Here is a 14,909-nt window from a genome sequence, read left to right as displayed (position 1 = left end):
CTCCTAACTCCTAACTTTTTTACCTACTTTCCATAGTTTCCACTCGGAAACGTTCAACGGAGGCGATCAAGTCACGGGATACACCTACTAAGTGTTGTAGGGCACCCGAAACTCGCTGTGCTTCCTGCGAAGTTTCTTGCGCGGTAAGTTCTACTGATTGCATTACATGAGCGACAGCGCGGGAGGTTTCAGTTTGTTCCACAGTGTCGCTGGTAATTGAGCGCACAAGAATATCGATGCGATTCGCCACTTGAATAATGTTTTCGAGCGATCGCTTGGCTTCTTCTGCCAATTTTGTGCCTTTAATTACTTGTTGTGTGCCTTCTTCCATCGCGGTCATCACTGAGCCTGTTTCGCTTTGGATTTGCATCACAATTTGTTCAATTTCCTTCAGGGATTTGGCAGATTTATCTGCTAGCTGGCGCACTTCATCTGCCACGATCGCAAATCCGCGTCCAGCTTCTCCCGCTCTTGCCGCCTCAATACTAGCATTGAGTGCTAATAAGTTGGTTCTCGAAGCAATCTGGGAAATCAATGCCACAATTTTAGAAATTTCTTGGGAAGATTCCGCCAAACGCTTCACTTTCCGAGTGGTTTCGGCAACGGTTTCTCGAATTTCTAAAATCCCCGCCACAGTATTTTCTACTGCTTCGCCACCCTTGAGAGCGATCGTACTAGCATCACGAGCTACGGTTTCGGCTTCCCGCGCCGCCTCTGCTACCCGTTGAATCGAGTCGGTCATCACCTGTACAGAATTCAGTGTGACTGCCAACTCTTCTGCTTGGCGCAAAGCATCACTAGATAAGGCTCTAGCAAAGGTTTCAGAGTTGGTTGCACCTTTTGTCACATCCTTGGCAGCCACTTTTACCTGTTGGACGATATCCCGCAGGTTTTGAATTGTCAGGTTAAAAGCGTCAGCTACGGCTCCCAGTACGTCGGCTGTCACCTCGGCTTGGACTGTTAAATCGCCTCTAGCAGCTCCTTCCACATCATCCAACAGGCGAATCACCTGACGTTGCAGGTTTTCTTTGGCTTCCTCTTGCTCATCGGCTTTCCGTTGGGCTTCACTTGTAGTCGTGAAAATTACCCGCGCCATTTCATTAAAGCCAGTAGCTAAATGCCCCAATTCATCTTCGGAATACACCGTAGCTTGAGCATTGAGATTTCCTTGGCGTACAGCTTCAAATTGAGTTTCCAAATCCTTGGTTGTGCGCCGAATTTGCTTGAGTGTGAGATTCCCCATAAAGCCGGCGGTAGCAAAACCTGTAAGCCCTGCTGCTAGCGACATTCCCCAACCAGTGTTCCGCACTGATTCTCGTTGCCCGGCTGGCGAAAACGTCGTGGCGACAAAGCTGACTGTGGCTACAACCAGCGCCGAGACAATGCCCACAGTCCCAGCAACTAACCATTGTTTCCTTTCAATGGAGGCATTTTCTAATGGTGCTAACCAACCTTGTTCGACGTTAACGTTTGGTTCTAGTTTTGAGACATCTGTCTGGCTAAAGACTGGAACTGATTCATGTGAACCAGTGAGCGAGAATAGTTCTTCTTCGCGATCGCTAGCTGCATCACTTAAAAAAGCCTGCGCGCTTTGAGAGCGTCCACTACCGCTAGTTTCTGATGGAGCAGAATGCACTGCTACATCACCGAAATTAGAATCTCTTTCGCTCAGATCAAACCCTGGAATATTTCCTAAATCATCAAATTCCTCAAAGTCATCTAAAAATTCTATATTGCTTTTAGAATTTTCTCCATTCAGTATATTGTTTGAGTCTTCGTGAGAGCCTAACCCCTCTGAGCCAAAGGCAGATTCAAATGCTTCTAGATCAAAATTTTCATCATCAAAGCTATTTTGACCGATAAGTTCACCTGAATTGATCTGTTTTTCTTTCAGAGGTAGATTGCTGCTAAAAGATGAAGAATCATCAGATAAATTCGCCTGAAAAGCTTCCTCTTTTACAAAAGTTCCTGGTTCCAACCATTCATGTGCTTCGGTTTCAGGTAAATTATCTTCACTGTTGTATTCCCAGTTATTTATTGTTGCCGAACTATTTTTAAATTCTGGTTCAGCAATCAATAAAGTTTCATCTCCAAAACTAGATTTTTTATATTCTAAATTTGCAATACTAGGCTCTTGAAACTCCGGTTCACTTAATAGATTAGGCAGATTATTGTTGCTATTACCATTTTGTGAATTAGAAGATGAAGATTTATTCTTGTCAAGAGTTGAATTTCCGTGATCAGAGTTTATTTCATTATCTGAAAACTGACTATTTACTAATGATTCTTCAAGACTATCTTCTGATAGACCTTCCTGCCAGAAAGCAGGCAACTCTAATTCTGTTTTTTCCTCCCAACTGCTGCTATTGAATTCTTGTTCCTCTGATTCTTCATTTAAGGCAAAAGGGTCGTTACCAAAAGCTGTAGAAGAATCTGATATTTTTCCCGTTCCATTACTGTCTTCTGTGGGGATGTCAAATGGACTATTTGAAGATAGTTCTTCAATGCCATTCACAGTTTCTTGATTCTCTCCAAAAAAGTTCAAATCAAGGTTCTTGCTGTCAAACTCCTCACTAGCACCCAAATCTTCTAATTCTTGTTCGTTATATGCCAATACATCAGACAGGTCTGAGGACTTTATTTGTTCTTCATTTGCTGATGAATCAATCTGGCTACCGAACGATTGTAGGTATTGATTAATATTCTCAATTCCATTATTGGCAAAACCAACAATTTCTTGATCATCAGTCAAGCGTAATACCTTTTGATATTCTTCTTTTGCTACATCGTACTGCTGCAAAACATAGTAGATGTGACCCCTTAACAAATGGGAGTTCGGGTCATTTGGTAAATTTTGCACCACTTGGTCAACTAAAGTGGCGGCAACCTCATAATTCCTTTGGACATAGGCGGTCATCGCCTGTTGATACGTTGGCTCGTAATTCTCAATACTTGCTGCCATTTCCTCCTCCAATTTCATCCTGCCCATCTAGCACTCCGTAAAATTGCCATTTGATCGAGTAGTCGTAGGCACTGATTTTTTTTAGCATCTAATAACCACTCTCCGCGCAAGAAAGGAGCCATAGTATCTGGAATACTAGTTGGTGGCATGAGATTCTGTACATCCAGCCAGTCCATACCACCAATTTCCTCTACTGCTAAACCCACTATTGTGTCTTGCTCTTCAATGGCAATCACCGGAATCTCAGCTCTATCCGTGTTTAATGCACTTGCTTCTCCAAGAAATTGACCCAAATCGGCCACCCAAATAACTCGACCTCGTAAATTTAGAGTACCCAAAAGTAAAGGAGAAGCATTAGGAATCGGAGTGATTCGATCAGGACTTAGTTCAATTACCTCCCGAATGCCAGTTGCTTGTAGGGCAAACTCCTGATGCGAGGGAATGTAAAACCTCAAATGTAACTCACCTTCAGGACTTTCTACTTGTAATTCTGGTCGAAAGTGGTCTTGACCGCCGCCACTTAAAAAGTCCGGTTTGCTGACCATATTGTTTTTATCCTTATCCTCGCAGCAGTTGTTTGACTGTTCCCACCAACTCGGTTGGTTGAAACGGTTTGGCTATATAAGCGTCTGCACCCTGTTTCATTCCCCAGTAGCGATCAAATTCTTCGCCCTTTGAAGAACACATAACCACAGGGACATTTTGGGTTTTTGGATCGGATTTTAAGCGACGACAAACTTCGTAGCCGTTCATCCGAGGCATGACAATATCCAATACCACTAAATCGGGGGGTGCTATTTGAATTGCCTCCAGCGCTTCTAACCCGTCACTGGCATGGGTAACTGTTAGTCCAGTTGCTTTCAGGAGGTCTGTAATCATCTCCCTTTGCGCGATACTGTCTTCCACAATCAGAACTGTACTCATAAATGCTTATCTACCTCCTGATGTAGACGTTCCTAATTGGAACATTCCCTGATTCCTCCGCAAGTATTAACTGTATAAATTAATTCTAGTTTTTGACTATTTTCCTGGATATTGACGTTTCACTGCATTGGCTGACTCTGTGATAACATCTTTTACCTGATCTTTTAGCAAATCAACAAGTCTTGGCTTTCTTTATCTACCCAATGCCCTATGCCCTATTTTCATGAAAGTCTTTGTTTATATATTTCCCTACGAGCATGAGTAACTCAGTATCTGTAAATGGTTTTGTTAAATAATCTGTTGCCCCGACCATCCTAGCTTTGACTCGATCAAGAAATCCATCTTTACCAGTAAGCATAATAATCGGTAAGAGGCGAAATGCTGTTGAATGTCGCAGCATGGCGCAAACCTCGTACCCCTCCAATTCCGGCATAGCAATGTCGCATAAAATTAAATCCGGTTTGAGTTGAAAAACCAGATTAAGTGCTTCTAAGGGATTGGTGAGAGCGATCGCTTCATAACCTTGTGCTTTTAAGATGGAATTTATAGTCTCACCGATGGCGATCGCATCGTCAATACATACTATCCGTCCTTTGTATTTTCCCTCCAAGTCCCAATTTTCTGTGTGAGTATCCGGGTTAGTTGTGACTGAATATACTAGTTGTAGCCAACTCTGTTGCACATATGGATATATTGCCTTAGCCACTGTCAAAATGTCTCGGTTGAGATAGCGAGCCAATTGACGCAAGGATGTTTTACCATCAGCCCAATGTTGTAGCTTACTCACGGTTGCTGCTGGTAGCGAGGAGTGTAACTGAGCTTTGTCAGATAGCACTGGCAACTGTTCGGGAGACTGAATATGTGGATAGAGTTGTTTCCACTCTTGTACCTGCTTCCTAATTTTTGTGACGAAGGGAGCAATCTCCAAAGTATTTAATTGTGGGGCAAGTGGCGCATCCTGATAGAAAATAAAGTTACCTTGGTGTAAACTCAGCAGGTCAAAGAGGGTTTCATGCACTAAGCCGTGGATGATATTACCAGCTATCTTTGGGGTGATGATATTTTGCTCCAAGAGCGCCCAAAGATAGGCATACTCTGACGCGTCGGTTGATGATAACTCGGCAACTTGTTGGTCGGCGAGTCGCGTCTCGACTCGGTAATAACGTAAATAATCATTAATCCGGGATAAACTACTTTCGCCTTCTTGGCAATAGATAATTTCACCGTTGAGGAAAAAGACGAACCAAGATTTTTGTTTGGAGTGATATCTGATCGCTCCATCTCCATCTAGTTTGTTGCTATGGTAAGAGTTATGAGCTTCCACCCATAGTTGTCCAGTTCGCTGTCCCAACTCAATTAATTGCAGGATGCTGCAAATATCAATTTCATTTAAATTTCCCTGCATTTACGTAAAAGGTGCTCCTTGCAATGGCGTTGATATTGTGTATTAATGGTATCCCGGAATTTTTCGAGCAGGTAGTTTAAGTATTGATTATGAGTATTAGAAAGATTTTTACCTTGTTCCTTCTTTCTATGTAAGCAATACATTAAGCTATAAACCTTAATATTCCGTAATACGCTTTGACAAAGCTAGTGTTAACACGGAAGTCATCATGACTATCATCAGTACAAAATATAAAGGCGCGACCAAGTTGCTTCTATTAAGTATCAAGACGTAACATCTCGCGTCTACAAATACTTTTGTCTGTCTTGTTCTCCTAAACTTCGGTTCAGTAAGACAAGTTAACAGAATTATCTAAGGTAGATCCCAAAACACGAACTTTAAGTGCATCAATAAGGACTAACGGTGTGCTGTATTTAGCAGAAGTACAAAAACAGAAAGGTGGTTTACTCAGTGGCGGTGCCAAAACCGAACTGAAATTGCTAGCTTGTCAGCGAACTGACCAGAATTGGAGTACTGTGTCGGAAGAAGTGATTGCCGCTGAGGACGCAAGCAAATTAAATGATGGTGCTTTGGTACTGGTTGAACTGAATCCGAATCGTCAAGTGCAGCGGATTCAGGAGGCAGGGCGTCCGTTAGTCAACATTTTGCAGAATTTTTCCCGCCAATTGGAGAAATTTAAGCTCAAGGAAGATGAAATTGATCAGTGGAAACAGTCGCTAACGTTTCAGGCGCAAGAGTTGAATCGCCGTGAAATGGACATGGAAGCACGCCTGGAACAGTTGCAACAAATGGAGGATGAGTTGCAACGACTGGAGGAGCAAAAACAGGAAGTTGAAACATCCCGTGGAGAGATTGAACGGTTACAAGCAGAAATTGAGCGCAACCGCCAGGAATTGGAAGGCGCTTGGGAGCATTTGCGAGGTGAGCAGCGTCGCTTAGATGAACGTCAAGCGGACTTCCAACAGGGGACGGTTTTAGATGAGGAACAAAGTCGGGTGATGAGTGAATTACTCGATCGCTTGTCTACTTGCATTCCTCCCACGGAAACGGTCAAAGAACACCTGCACCTGGCTTTTGAGTTTATCGAAAAACAGCAAGCTACTCTGATCCCGCATTGGCAAAAATTGGAGGAGCAAAAAACTGCGATCGCTCAACAGCAAGCAGAAGTTGAACGCTTGTCACAAACCTTTAGCGATCGCCAAAACGCATGGCAACAAGCACAAAATTCTCTAGCTCAACACACAGCCCAATTGCAGGTGAACACAGCAGTTCTTACCGGCAAGCAAGAGTATGCTCAGATAATCAAAGAGCAGTTACGAAATCAGGAAGAGTTATATCAACAGATTCACTCTTTGGCTGCAACATCTGGTGATGTGGTTCTCGGACAGCAAGCTGATGTGGAAGCTTTGGAGAAAAAGCCTTTAGAAGAACTACAAAAGATAGTTCAAGACTTGCAGTATAAGTTGGAAATAGACGCTAGCTTTGTTCACGATCAAGAACAAGAACTGAAATATAAACAAGAAACTATAGAAGAACTACAAAATAAAATAAATCATGCATCCGACCATGACCACATCAATTTAGAACTGGAACTAACGGATGAAACAGACCTCTATCAGATGCTAAACTCCAGTTTGGTGGGACAACGCCGCAATATGCTACAACATCAGAAGTTTCTCAAACAACACCAAGCTGTACTGCTACGGCGGCAAGGACATACTGTTACTGATGAAGAAAATGGTAACAAAATTAATTTAGAACCGATTCTGTTACAAATTGAAACCCAGCGACAACAACATTCACAGGAAATACAAAAGCTGGAACGTGAGATTGAGCAGATCCGCGCTGGCGTTGAGCTAAATCAGGGAATGATTGATAATCAAACTCACGATTTGGAAGAGAAGCGCCAAGAACTGAAAGCGATCGAGGAAAACTTGCTATCCCTGCAAAAAGCAACTGCTGAATGCTGTGGTCGAGTGAATCTCTATGAAGAAGCGCTACAACCAATTCAGGATTCTCTGGATGGCTTACGGCAAAAGCTGCAAGGAATTGGAGAATCTTTGGATCAATTCCAGGAAACTGGTGACTCTCAACTCCAAGCGATCGCTCTGATGCGCCATACTCTCCAAGGTTTAATGCCTCAGCCCGAATTAATAGCATCTTAAAAAGTGCCCAGTGGTAAATGTAGTAGCTGAGACTTGTAGATATAGCAATTTGCAATTCAATAGACTACAGCAGAGTGGCACATCTGTCATACGTGTCAACTTAACGTAAAAGTTATGTCCCGGAGGAATTGAACTTCCTTGCCAATAACAAAAGTCATCTCAAGATGACTAAATATCCGCAAAAATCTTTAGTTCAAGGCGGGTGACTACCCACTCTGCTGTACAGCAAGCCGGACAGCTTCTATATCAACATTGAGTTGTTGAGGAATCTGTTCTACACCATCCCTGAGCGGTAAGATAAAGTTCCGAGAAATTATCGGCGATCGCAAAGATAAATAATAATTAAGCGATCTGGGCATAACACACCATTGGAGCGGACAATCAATATTGAGAGATTTCGTGTTGAGTTGAAAGGCGATCGATTGCCGCTCAATTCAGGCGTTAGGCTGCTTCGTTTTTGGGTTAGGGCAGTACGCCAAAATGGTCGGTCAAGTTTTAGACTCGAACCACCTTGATATTTGACTAAATATTGTTGTGACTTTATTACACCGTGACCAGTAGCATCAGTTTTTCAAAATGAAGAAGAGACATCGAGCAAAGAGTAATCGGGATAAGTTTGATGTCCTCTCAGCATTATGGGTTCTAGCTTGTAACGACCCTATTTCCATCATGAGTTACAACGGAATTAGATACAGACTGAAATTACCTGCTGACTGTGACATAGAAAGTCTTGTAGAAGAACGAGGTGAGTTATTTCGACCAGGAGTACCTTCACGCCGCTTGGAAGAATGGAAAATTGCAATGCAATTACAGGTGAGTAAGCGTCCTGCTTGGATTCGTGATTTGGAGGATGAAGCATCACAGTTAAATGCAATTGAGGCGCTGTCAGTTGATGATGTTTTTCGTAGTCAATTTCGTACAGAAAAAGATGCTCCTCCTTCTACCCTTGAAATTCTTGACTGGGGCTTACAACATATCGAGAGGCGGAGAAAAGCCAATTTGGAAGCCCGTGAAGAAGTAGTTAAAAGATGGCAACTTTGGTCTGTCATAATCCTAAGCATTGTAAACATTGCCGTAACGCTGCTTAAGAAATGAAGACAAAAAAGTGAGTATTGATACATCTACGCTATCTTTGAAGTTGTCGGCAACTAGAGCCTGTGCATGGAATTTGAGTGGAACCCAGAGAAAGCTGCTATCAATCTGAAAAAGCACAACATCTCTTTCCAAGAAGCCGCGACCGTATTTGATGACTCTTTATCTGTAACATTTCCTGACTCTGATCATTCGATTGGGGAAAATCGCTACGTTATCATTGGAATGTCAAGGTCAGGGCAATTATTGGTTGTCTCCCATACTGACCGCGAAAACCGCACTCGGATTATCAGTGCCCGAAGCGCTACTCGCCAGGAAAAGAGGTTTTATGAAGAAGGAAGTTGACGAACTGGAAGATGAACTACGCCCTGAATACGACTTTTCCAAGATGACAGGAGGCGTAAGAGGCAAGTATGTTGAGCGATACCGTGCTGGAACAAATTTAGTCCTCTTGGAACCTGACGTTGCCCAAGCTTTTCCGACGGCTGCATCTGTTAATGAGGCACTGCGATTATTAATTCAAATTGCTCAGCGCCAGCAGCCTAACAACCCGGTTGGAGCGGACTGATAAGAGATTTTGCTGTGGTTGCGAAGGTTTCTGACAGCCGCTCAACCGAACCGTTAGACTGCTAGACCTTGGTGGAGACAATAGTGCAAGAATTACTTACTAAGGTTTGATGTCAAATTAGAGCGCGCCGGTATTTTTTGAGGAAGTAAAATGGCAAATAATTCATGAATAACTATTTCAAACAGATCCAGTCACCTTCTACTTGAGCGATCGCACCACCGGGAAATGGATCAGTTTGCGATCGGTTGGGCGCTATAATTAAAACCGTTAATTTTTCAATGTGTTCAAAAGTAGGGGCATCAGTCAGTATTTGCTGCAATATCTGACGCATCACACGACGTTGCAGTGCCAGTGGTGCTTTCTGCAATACTCGGCGATTTAACCTTAAGGGAAAAAGAGGAGTAAGAGAATCTTTTTCATGCCCCATGCCCCATGCCCCATGCCCTATGTCCCATGACATCGCCTCTTCCCGCAACTGCTGGGCAGCTTTTTCTAAATATTCCACTTCCGCTTGCAGCAGTTCTGCTGTTTGGGCTAAGGCTGATTCTACTTGAAGATTGAAATTTTTTTGTAAATATGGTAATAACTCTTTGCGGATACGGTTGCGGGCGTATTTCAAATCTTGATTGGTAGAATCTTCCCAAATTGGCAATTTAAACTCTTGACAAAATTGCTCTGTTTGTGTGCGAGTGATTTCTAAAAGTGGACGCACTAGCATAATGTCTGTAGTTAGAGAGCGTTGCCAAGTTAGGGCTTGTAAGCCATCAGCACCAGTACCGCGAATTAAATTGTAGAGGAGAGTTTCGGCGCGATCGCTTGCGGTGTGTCCTGTAACTATATATTGATAATTGTTTGCCTGAGCGATCGCACTTAAAGCTTGATAGCGCCAATCGCGTGCAGCAGCTTCACTATTTACCGGAGCGATCGCTGTTTCTAAATAAAAAGATATATCCCAAGTTTTAGCTAAGTTTTCGACGTGATTAGCATTAGCTTGAGAATCAGAACGCCAGCGATGATCACAGTGAGCAATACCTAAATACCATCCCCATTTGGATTGTAAATCTAAAAGTAATTTTATTAAACATAAAGAATCTTGTCCGCCAGAGACAGCGATTAATAGACGCTGGTTATGCTCAAATAAGTGACGCGATTTGATAGTGCGATGTATTTTTGCATGTAGAGAAGTCCATACCATTTTTGGAACTCCTCATAGTTTTTTGATTTGACTTGCAGCCACAACTTCTTTAACAGTTAACACTAGTTCGGGAAAAGTAGTAGAAAGAATGCGGTCATTGCCCGTAAACTTTTGGATTTGATACTGTCCGTAAACTAACTGGTAAACAAAAATCGTGGGGAGTTTGGGATTACCGAGATAAGCGCGAGAAGCGATCGCCAGATAGTCAACAATCCAATACTCAAGGATACCGAGCCGATGATACTCATCTAGTTTGTCAATGTAATCATCATCCCAGTTTGTTGAGGTGACTTCCACAGCAAGTTGAATTGGCTCAATCAGCGCCCCATAGGCTAGAACATTACTATTCCACTGTGATTCACTAACTACGCTCACATCTGGATTTCTGCCTTGTTCTTGCCCAGTATCAGTAAACGTTCTAATGATCACATCTTTGTCAGCAATATAGTCTAATCCCAAGCGTCTAATTTCATCATTGAAGGCAAGCATTAAAAACCTTGCCACATTCTTATGCGCTCTAGTTGCCTCCACTGATATAATCTCTCCGTTGCTTAGTTCGTAAATGCCAGAGCCATCAGGGTATTGTTCTAGAAACTCTTCAAAAGTTAGTTTTTTAACTGGAGTCTGAACCATATTGTTAACCTGCTAAAAAAGGACTTAAAATTCCTAAAGTATAGTGGTTAATCTTACATCTACTCTTTAGCCCTCCTGTGCGAGTAGAGAAGGGCTAAATTTATTAAACTTAGTACGATTTCACTAGATATTAGTTTTCTACTTGTTTAAGTTTCTGAAAAATTTCATCAAGTGGTGATTCAGATTCATCAGGACAAAATTCTAAAGCAAGTCTAACTTTTCCTTTTTTCCATCCCTGAGTACTAAACTGCAAAACTTCACAATTTAATCCTTGGGTATACAAATTTACTTCATCTGGCTCATCTGCTCCAATATATTCCTTAATTGCTGTAATTAAATCACGGACTTTAAAAGTTTTAGCAATATTTAACTTATTAAAAGTGTCTGGTTCTATAGACACAACTTCATCGTGATTCAGTCTGTCGAATCCATCTTCCATAAAAATCTCCTATCACTAAATCTATACTTTCTACAGATTTAGTAGTTGATCCGAAATAAAATAATGATGATTTTGTAGATTTAGTGCTATCCAATATAAAGTTAATTTTTCTTCGGTTGCTGCTGATGACTATTATCTTTTGATACCTACAATAGGACTTTTCAAACAACCTCTTAGAGGAAGTCAGACATTGAGCCAGAGACTCAATGAATGCATTCCCAGGCGGAGCCTGGGAACGAGGAAAGCGACTGCCGCGCAAACTGAATCTAGATATTTGCCTATCTTCACATGAGATTAAAAAGAATCATTCATACTCAAATTAAGCAACGCCCTGATTATTTTTGGGTGAGGGCGATTTCCAAAATTAGGTGAGGTTTTTAGAAGAACCAACCGTAAGAATGCAAACCTTTACCTAAAAGATTCACACCGAGATAGCAAACCCAGACAACGACAAAGCCGGTGGCGGCTAAAATTGCGGGACTACGCCCTTGCCAACCGCGAGTGATTCGTGAGTGGAGGTAGGCGGCGAAAACTAACCAGGTGATTAATGCCCAAGTTTCTTTGGGGTCCCAACTCCAGTAGGAACCCCACGCTTCGTTAGCCCAAACGCCACCGGCAATGATCCCAATTGTCAATAAAGGAAAACCTAGTCCAATGATGCGATAACTAATGTTGTCGAGGGTTTCGGCAAGGCTAAGGCGCTGGGGTGAAAGAGGTTCAGCAAATGTTACGGTTTGAGACTCAGGGGCAGCTACTAAACCCAGAACAGCAGTGTTACCGTTGCCGTTGCCACTGCTTTCAAAACGAGTAAAGCCGTTATTTTCGATAGGGGGGGCTGGTGGTTGAGAAACTAACTCAGATGCTTTGTGCAAGCGGTAACCGTTGCTGCGATAACCACCAGTACCTACTGAACTGCCTTGCAGTTGGATATCTTGACCGCGAGTGACAATTAGAAAAGCGATCGCTAATAACGAACCCACCATCAAAGCAGAATAACTTAACATCATGACGCTGACATGCATCATCAGCCAATTTGACTTCAAGGCAGGTACTAGGGGTTCTGACGCTTGCATCTGGGATGGTAGTGTCATGGTAGCAAAAGCAGCGATCAACATTGCCACCGGAGCTGTAACAACTCCTACTAAGCGGCTACGGCTACTATTTTCGGCAATTAGATGGACAGTGGTAATTCCCCAAGTTAAGAAAAACAGAGATTCATACAGATTACTTAGAGGAAAGTAACCAGCTTCTATCCATCGTGCCCCTAGTAGAGTCGCCATGCACAAATTAGCGATCGCCATCCCACCTGTCCCTAAAGCGGCTAGATAAGGCAGATTTGGAAAAGCCGCTCCTCCCCAATACACGAGCATTGTTAGGAATAATATGGCAAAGGAGGCATTGTCCAGCCAGTTTTGGAGTACAACCAGATTCATAAAGTGTTCTCTCCGTGGATGATTTAAAGTAATGGTTTATGAGTTCTAGAAAGTTTTTAACTCATAAATTTTACTACGATGCCAGCAATTGCCGAATTAACCTAGCTACAGCCTTCTGCGTAAAGCGGTTGGCAATTTGTTGACCTAAACGTTGCACACCTGGATTTACCAGTAACTGGGCAATTTGGGAGGCAAGTTTTACTGGGTCAAAGCCTTGTGTTTCTCTGAGAATACCTAATATACGTTTGATATGCTCCAAGGTTTGTTGTTGCTCAACTGTCGCCGCCGGAGTTTTATTAACTCCTGTCAACCCTACCCGTTCCCGCAGCAAATAGGTGAAGTTATGTAAAACATTCTTACCTAAAGCATCGAGTCCGTTAACAGATTCATCTACCAGTTTGTCACGAATAAAAGCTCCGCGTTCAGATGACAGAAATTCTATTCCCTGATTCAGGACTAAATTAAAGTCGTAGTCTTGACTATTACGTGCATTTTTTAACAAGTTTTCTAAGCGATTCCAGCGAAATCTGCCATCTTTAAATAGCAAATCTTGCAATGATGCTCTTAATTGCGGTGCTGGGTCAGTTAACAGACGTTTGGAAACGTAGGGATAAGCTTCGCTGAGAACTTTAAAGTTTGGATCTATAAAGATTGCAATACCTTCGAGCGTCACGAGGGAGCGAATAATTAAGGCGTAGTAGGGCGGTACGCGGAAAGGATACTCATACATCAAAGCCGATAGTTCATCGGTGATGCTTTTAATGTTGAGTTCGGCAACACTGGCTCCTTGAGCATCAGCAAAGACTCTCGCAAAAGCTGGGATTATTGGTGTTAAATCGGTTTCTGGTGATAAGAAATCTAACTTAACGTAATCTTTTGCTAACCCTTCAAAGTCACGGTTGACGACGTGGACGATCGCTTCAATTAAACCATAACGCTGTAGTGGCTTAATCTCACTCATCATCCCAAAGTCGAGATAAGCTAATTTGCCATCGGTTGTGGCTAACAAATTACCAGGGTGGGGATCGGCGTGGAAAAATCCATGTTCTAGCAACTGGCGCAGGGAACACTGCACACCCACTTCAATTAGATAACGAGCATTGATACCTTGGGCTTTAATTTCTTCTGTCTGGGTTAATTTGGTGCCATTAATCCACTCCATCGTCAAGACGCGACGATTAGTATATTCCCAGTAAATTTTCGGTACGTATACGTCTTTCATGTGACCGTATAACTCGAAAAATCTTTCGGCATTTTCACCTTCGTGGATGTAGTCCATCTCTTCAAAGATGCGATCGCCTAATTCATCGAGAATACCAACTAAGTCACTTTTTACCCGTTTGACCTTTTTCTGCACCCAGGCGGCGAGGTTACGCAAAATATACAAGTCAATGGTGATTCTCTCTCTTAAGTCGGCGCGTTGGACTTTAACAGCGACTTCTTCACCAGTTTTTAGCTTACCTTTATAGACTTGCCCCAAGGAAGCCGCAGCAATTGGCTGGGCTGAGAGTTCCGCGTAAACCTCTTGGGGAGGTGCACCTAGTTCTTCTGTGATAAACTGGTAAGCAATTTCGTTGGGAAAAGGCGGTAATTGGTCTTGTAGCTTAGTTAATTCTTCTAAGAATACGGGAGGAACCAGATCCGGTCTGGTGGACAAAGCTTGGCCAATTTTGATGTAAGCAGGCCCCAGTTGGGTCAGCAATACTCGGAGCTGAGTGGCTCGGCGGCGATCATTTTTGACGACAATTCCCCGTTTACCATCCGACCACAACCCAAAAACAAAGGATAGAGTCGGCCCCAACACGGCGAAAATCCGCCGTACAACTTCCAGGGGTCTATTTTGGTAATGTGCCGCTATGCTCACGGGATCGTAAAGCGTCTCAGGTTGAGCTGTTGTCCTGATCTTTTGGGCGGCTAAGAGGCTTGGCGAGCGAACAACTAAGCTTTGTGTACCATTTTCTTCTGGCACTACATCAATAACGTCCAGTTCGCCTCGGCGACTTGTGCCGTTGCTACTGTCCTCCTGAATCGGTCGGGAACTAGGGGGAAGTGTCTTAACAATCATGAAGAAGGCCACCAGTCAGAACGATCAC

Annotated in this window: 14 protein-coding genes; 4 read left to right on the top strand and 10 right to left on the bottom strand. The window is 42.9% G+C overall.

Annotated elements, in window-relative coordinates:
• Window positions 1-19: 19 nt before the first annotated feature.
• The 4 genes from F8S12_RS30495 to F8S12_RS30480 all read right to left on the bottom strand — a co-directional run bounded on the left by F8S12_RS30495 (window position 20) and on the right by F8S12_RS30480 (window position 5,291).
• Window positions 20-2,962 (bottom strand): methyl-accepting chemotaxis protein, encoded by a 2,943-nt coding sequence (locus F8S12_RS30495; RefSeq protein ID WP_196519982.1) that lies wholly within the window; start codon window positions 2,960-2,962, stop codon window positions 20-22.
• A gap of 14 nt (window positions 2,963-2,976) precedes the next feature.
• Window positions 2,977-3,507, bottom strand: coding sequence for a chemotaxis protein CheW (locus tag F8S12_RS30490; protein ID WP_196519981.1), 531 nt, complete (start codon window positions 3,505-3,507; stop codon window positions 2,977-2,979).
• Window positions 3,508-3,520: 13 nt separating this feature from the next.
• Complete coding sequence (locus F8S12_RS30485; RefSeq protein WP_069073698.1) at window positions 3,521-3,886, bottom strand: response regulator transcription factor; 366 nt, start codon at window positions 3,884-3,886, stop codon at window positions 3,521-3,523.
• A 208-nt stretch (window positions 3,887-4,094) separates the two neighbouring features.
• Complete coding sequence (locus F8S12_RS30480) at window positions 4,095-5,291, bottom strand: response regulator (RefSeq protein ID WP_196519980.1); 1,197 nt, start codon at window positions 5,289-5,291, stop codon at window positions 4,095-4,097.
• A gap of 404 nt (window positions 5,292-5,695) precedes the next feature.
• On the opposite strand from F8S12_RS30480, the gene hmpF reads away from it, so the two are divergent.
• The gene (hmpF, locus tag F8S12_RS30475; RefSeq protein ID WP_196519979.1) at window positions 5,696-7,456 is read left to right on the top strand and encodes a pilus motility taxis protein HmpF; all 1,761 of its coding nucleotides are present in this window, start codon (window positions 5,696-5,698) and stop codon (window positions 7,454-7,456) included.
• Between the two features lie 206 nt (window positions 7,457-7,662).
• Here hmpF and F8S12_RS30470 read toward each other — a convergent pair whose 3' ends face one another.
• Entirely contained in the window at window positions 7,663-7,815 is a 153-nt protein-coding gene (locus F8S12_RS30470; RefSeq protein WP_196519978.1) for a hypothetical protein, read from the bottom strand.
• A gap of 217 nt (window positions 7,816-8,032) precedes the next feature.
• On the opposite strand from F8S12_RS30470, the gene F8S12_RS30465 reads away from it, so the two are divergent.
• The 3 genes from F8S12_RS30465 (at window position 8,033) to F8S12_RS30455 (ending at window position 9,116) form a co-directional block, all read left to right on the top strand.
• On the top strand, window positions 8,033-8,551 hold the full coding sequence (locus F8S12_RS30465; protein ID WP_196519977.1) for a hypothetical protein: 519 nt from the start codon (window positions 8,033-8,035) through the stop codon (window positions 8,549-8,551).
• Window positions 8,552-8,617: 66 nt separating this feature from the next.
• Entirely contained in the window at window positions 8,618-8,893 is a 276-nt protein-coding gene (locus tag F8S12_RS30460; protein WP_196519976.1) for a BrnT family toxin, read from the top strand.
• Complete coding sequence (locus F8S12_RS30455) at window positions 8,877-9,116, top strand: hypothetical protein (RefSeq protein WP_196519975.1); 240 nt, start codon at window positions 8,877-8,879, stop codon at window positions 9,114-9,116. The genes F8S12_RS30460 and F8S12_RS30455 overlap by 17 nt, the downstream gene beginning before the upstream one ends.
• Window positions 9,117-9,288: 172 nt before the next feature.
• Here the strand turns inward: F8S12_RS30455 and tilS are convergent, their stop codons facing one another.
• The 5 genes from tilS to F8S12_RS30430 all read right to left on the bottom strand — a co-directional run bounded on the left by tilS (window position 9,289) and on the right by F8S12_RS30430 (window position 14,881).
• The gene (gene tilS / locus F8S12_RS30450; protein WP_196519974.1) at window positions 9,289-10,311 is read right to left on the bottom strand and encodes a tRNA lysidine(34) synthetase TilS; all 1,023 of its coding nucleotides are present in this window, start codon (window positions 10,309-10,311) and stop codon (window positions 9,289-9,291) included.
• Between the two features lie 12 nt (window positions 10,312-10,323).
• Window positions 10,324-10,944: a Uma2 family endonuclease gene (locus F8S12_RS30445; protein ID WP_196515271.1), complete on the bottom strand. Its 621-nt coding sequence runs from the start codon at window positions 10,942-10,944 to the stop codon at window positions 10,324-10,326.
• A gap of 130 nt (window positions 10,945-11,074) precedes the next feature.
• Window positions 11,075-11,383: a KGK domain-containing protein gene (locus tag F8S12_RS30440; protein ID WP_196515272.1), complete on the bottom strand. Its 309-nt coding sequence runs from the start codon at window positions 11,381-11,383 to the stop codon at window positions 11,075-11,077.
• Window positions 11,384-11,760: 377 nt separating this feature from the next.
• Window positions 11,761-12,816, bottom strand: a complete 1,056-nt coding sequence (gene ccsB, locus F8S12_RS30435; RefSeq protein ID WP_196515273.1) for a c-type cytochrome biogenesis protein CcsB — start codon at window positions 12,814-12,816, stop codon at window positions 11,761-11,763.
• 73 nt (window positions 12,817-12,889) lie between these two features.
• A complete protein-coding gene (locus F8S12_RS30430) occupies window positions 12,890-14,881 on the bottom strand; it encodes an ABC1 kinase family protein (RefSeq protein WP_196515274.1) in 1,992 nt (663 codons plus the stop codon).
• Window positions 14,882-14,909 lie beyond the last annotated feature (28 nt).

Origin of the sequence: Nostoc sp. WHI, from assembly GCF_015714725.1 — a bacterium.
GTDB lineage: Bacteria > Cyanobacteriota > Cyanobacteriia > Cyanobacteriales > Nostocaceae > Nostoc.
Note: the sequence above shows the minus strand (reverse complement) of the source record. Positions and strands in the feature narration are given on the sequence as shown.

Coding starts and splice junctions, on each gene's coding strand:
- F8S12_RS30495 (WP_196519982.1), bottom strand. CDS start 2,962: ATGGCAGCAAGTATTGAGAATTACGAGCCAACGTATCAACAGGCGATG.
- F8S12_RS30490 (WP_196519981.1), bottom strand. CDS start 3,507: ATGGTCAGCAAACCGGACTTTTTAAGTGGCGGCGGTCAAGACCACTTT.
- F8S12_RS30485 (WP_069073698.1), bottom strand. CDS start 3,886: ATGAGTACAGTTCTGATTGTGGAAGACAGTATCGCGCAAAGGGAGATG.
- F8S12_RS30480 (WP_196519980.1), bottom strand. CDS start 5,291: ATGCAGGGAAATTTAAATGAAATTGATATTTGCAGCATCCTGCAATTA.
- F8S12_RS30470 (WP_196519978.1), bottom strand. CDS start 7,815: ATGCCCAGATCGCTTAATTATTATTTATCTTTGCGATCGCCGATAATT.
- F8S12_RS30465 (WP_196519977.1), top strand. CDS start 8,033: ATGAAGAAGAGACATCGAGCAAAGAGTAATCGGGATAAGTTTGATGTC.
- F8S12_RS30460 (WP_196519976.1), top strand. CDS start 8,618: ATGGAATTTGAGTGGAACCCAGAGAAAGCTGCTATCAATCTGAAAAAG.
- F8S12_RS30455 (WP_196519975.1), top strand. CDS start 8,877: ATGAAGAAGGAAGTTGACGAACTGGAAGATGAACTACGCCCTGAATAC.
- tilS (WP_196519974.1), bottom strand. CDS start 10,311: ATGGTATGGACTTCTCTACATGCAAAAATACATCGCACTATCAAATCG.
- F8S12_RS30445 (WP_196515271.1), bottom strand. CDS start 10,944: ATGGTTCAGACTCCAGTTAAAAAACTAACTTTTGAAGAGTTTCTAGAA.
- F8S12_RS30440 (WP_196515272.1), bottom strand. CDS start 11,383: ATGGAAGATGGATTCGACAGACTGAATCACGATGAAGTTGTGTCTATA.
- ccsB (WP_196515273.1), bottom strand. CDS start 12,816: ATGAATCTGGTTGTACTCCAAAACTGGCTGGACAATGCCTCCTTTGCC.
- F8S12_RS30430 (WP_196515274.1), bottom strand. CDS start 14,881: ATGATTGTTAAGACACTTCCCCCTAGTTCCCGACCGATTCAGGAGGAC.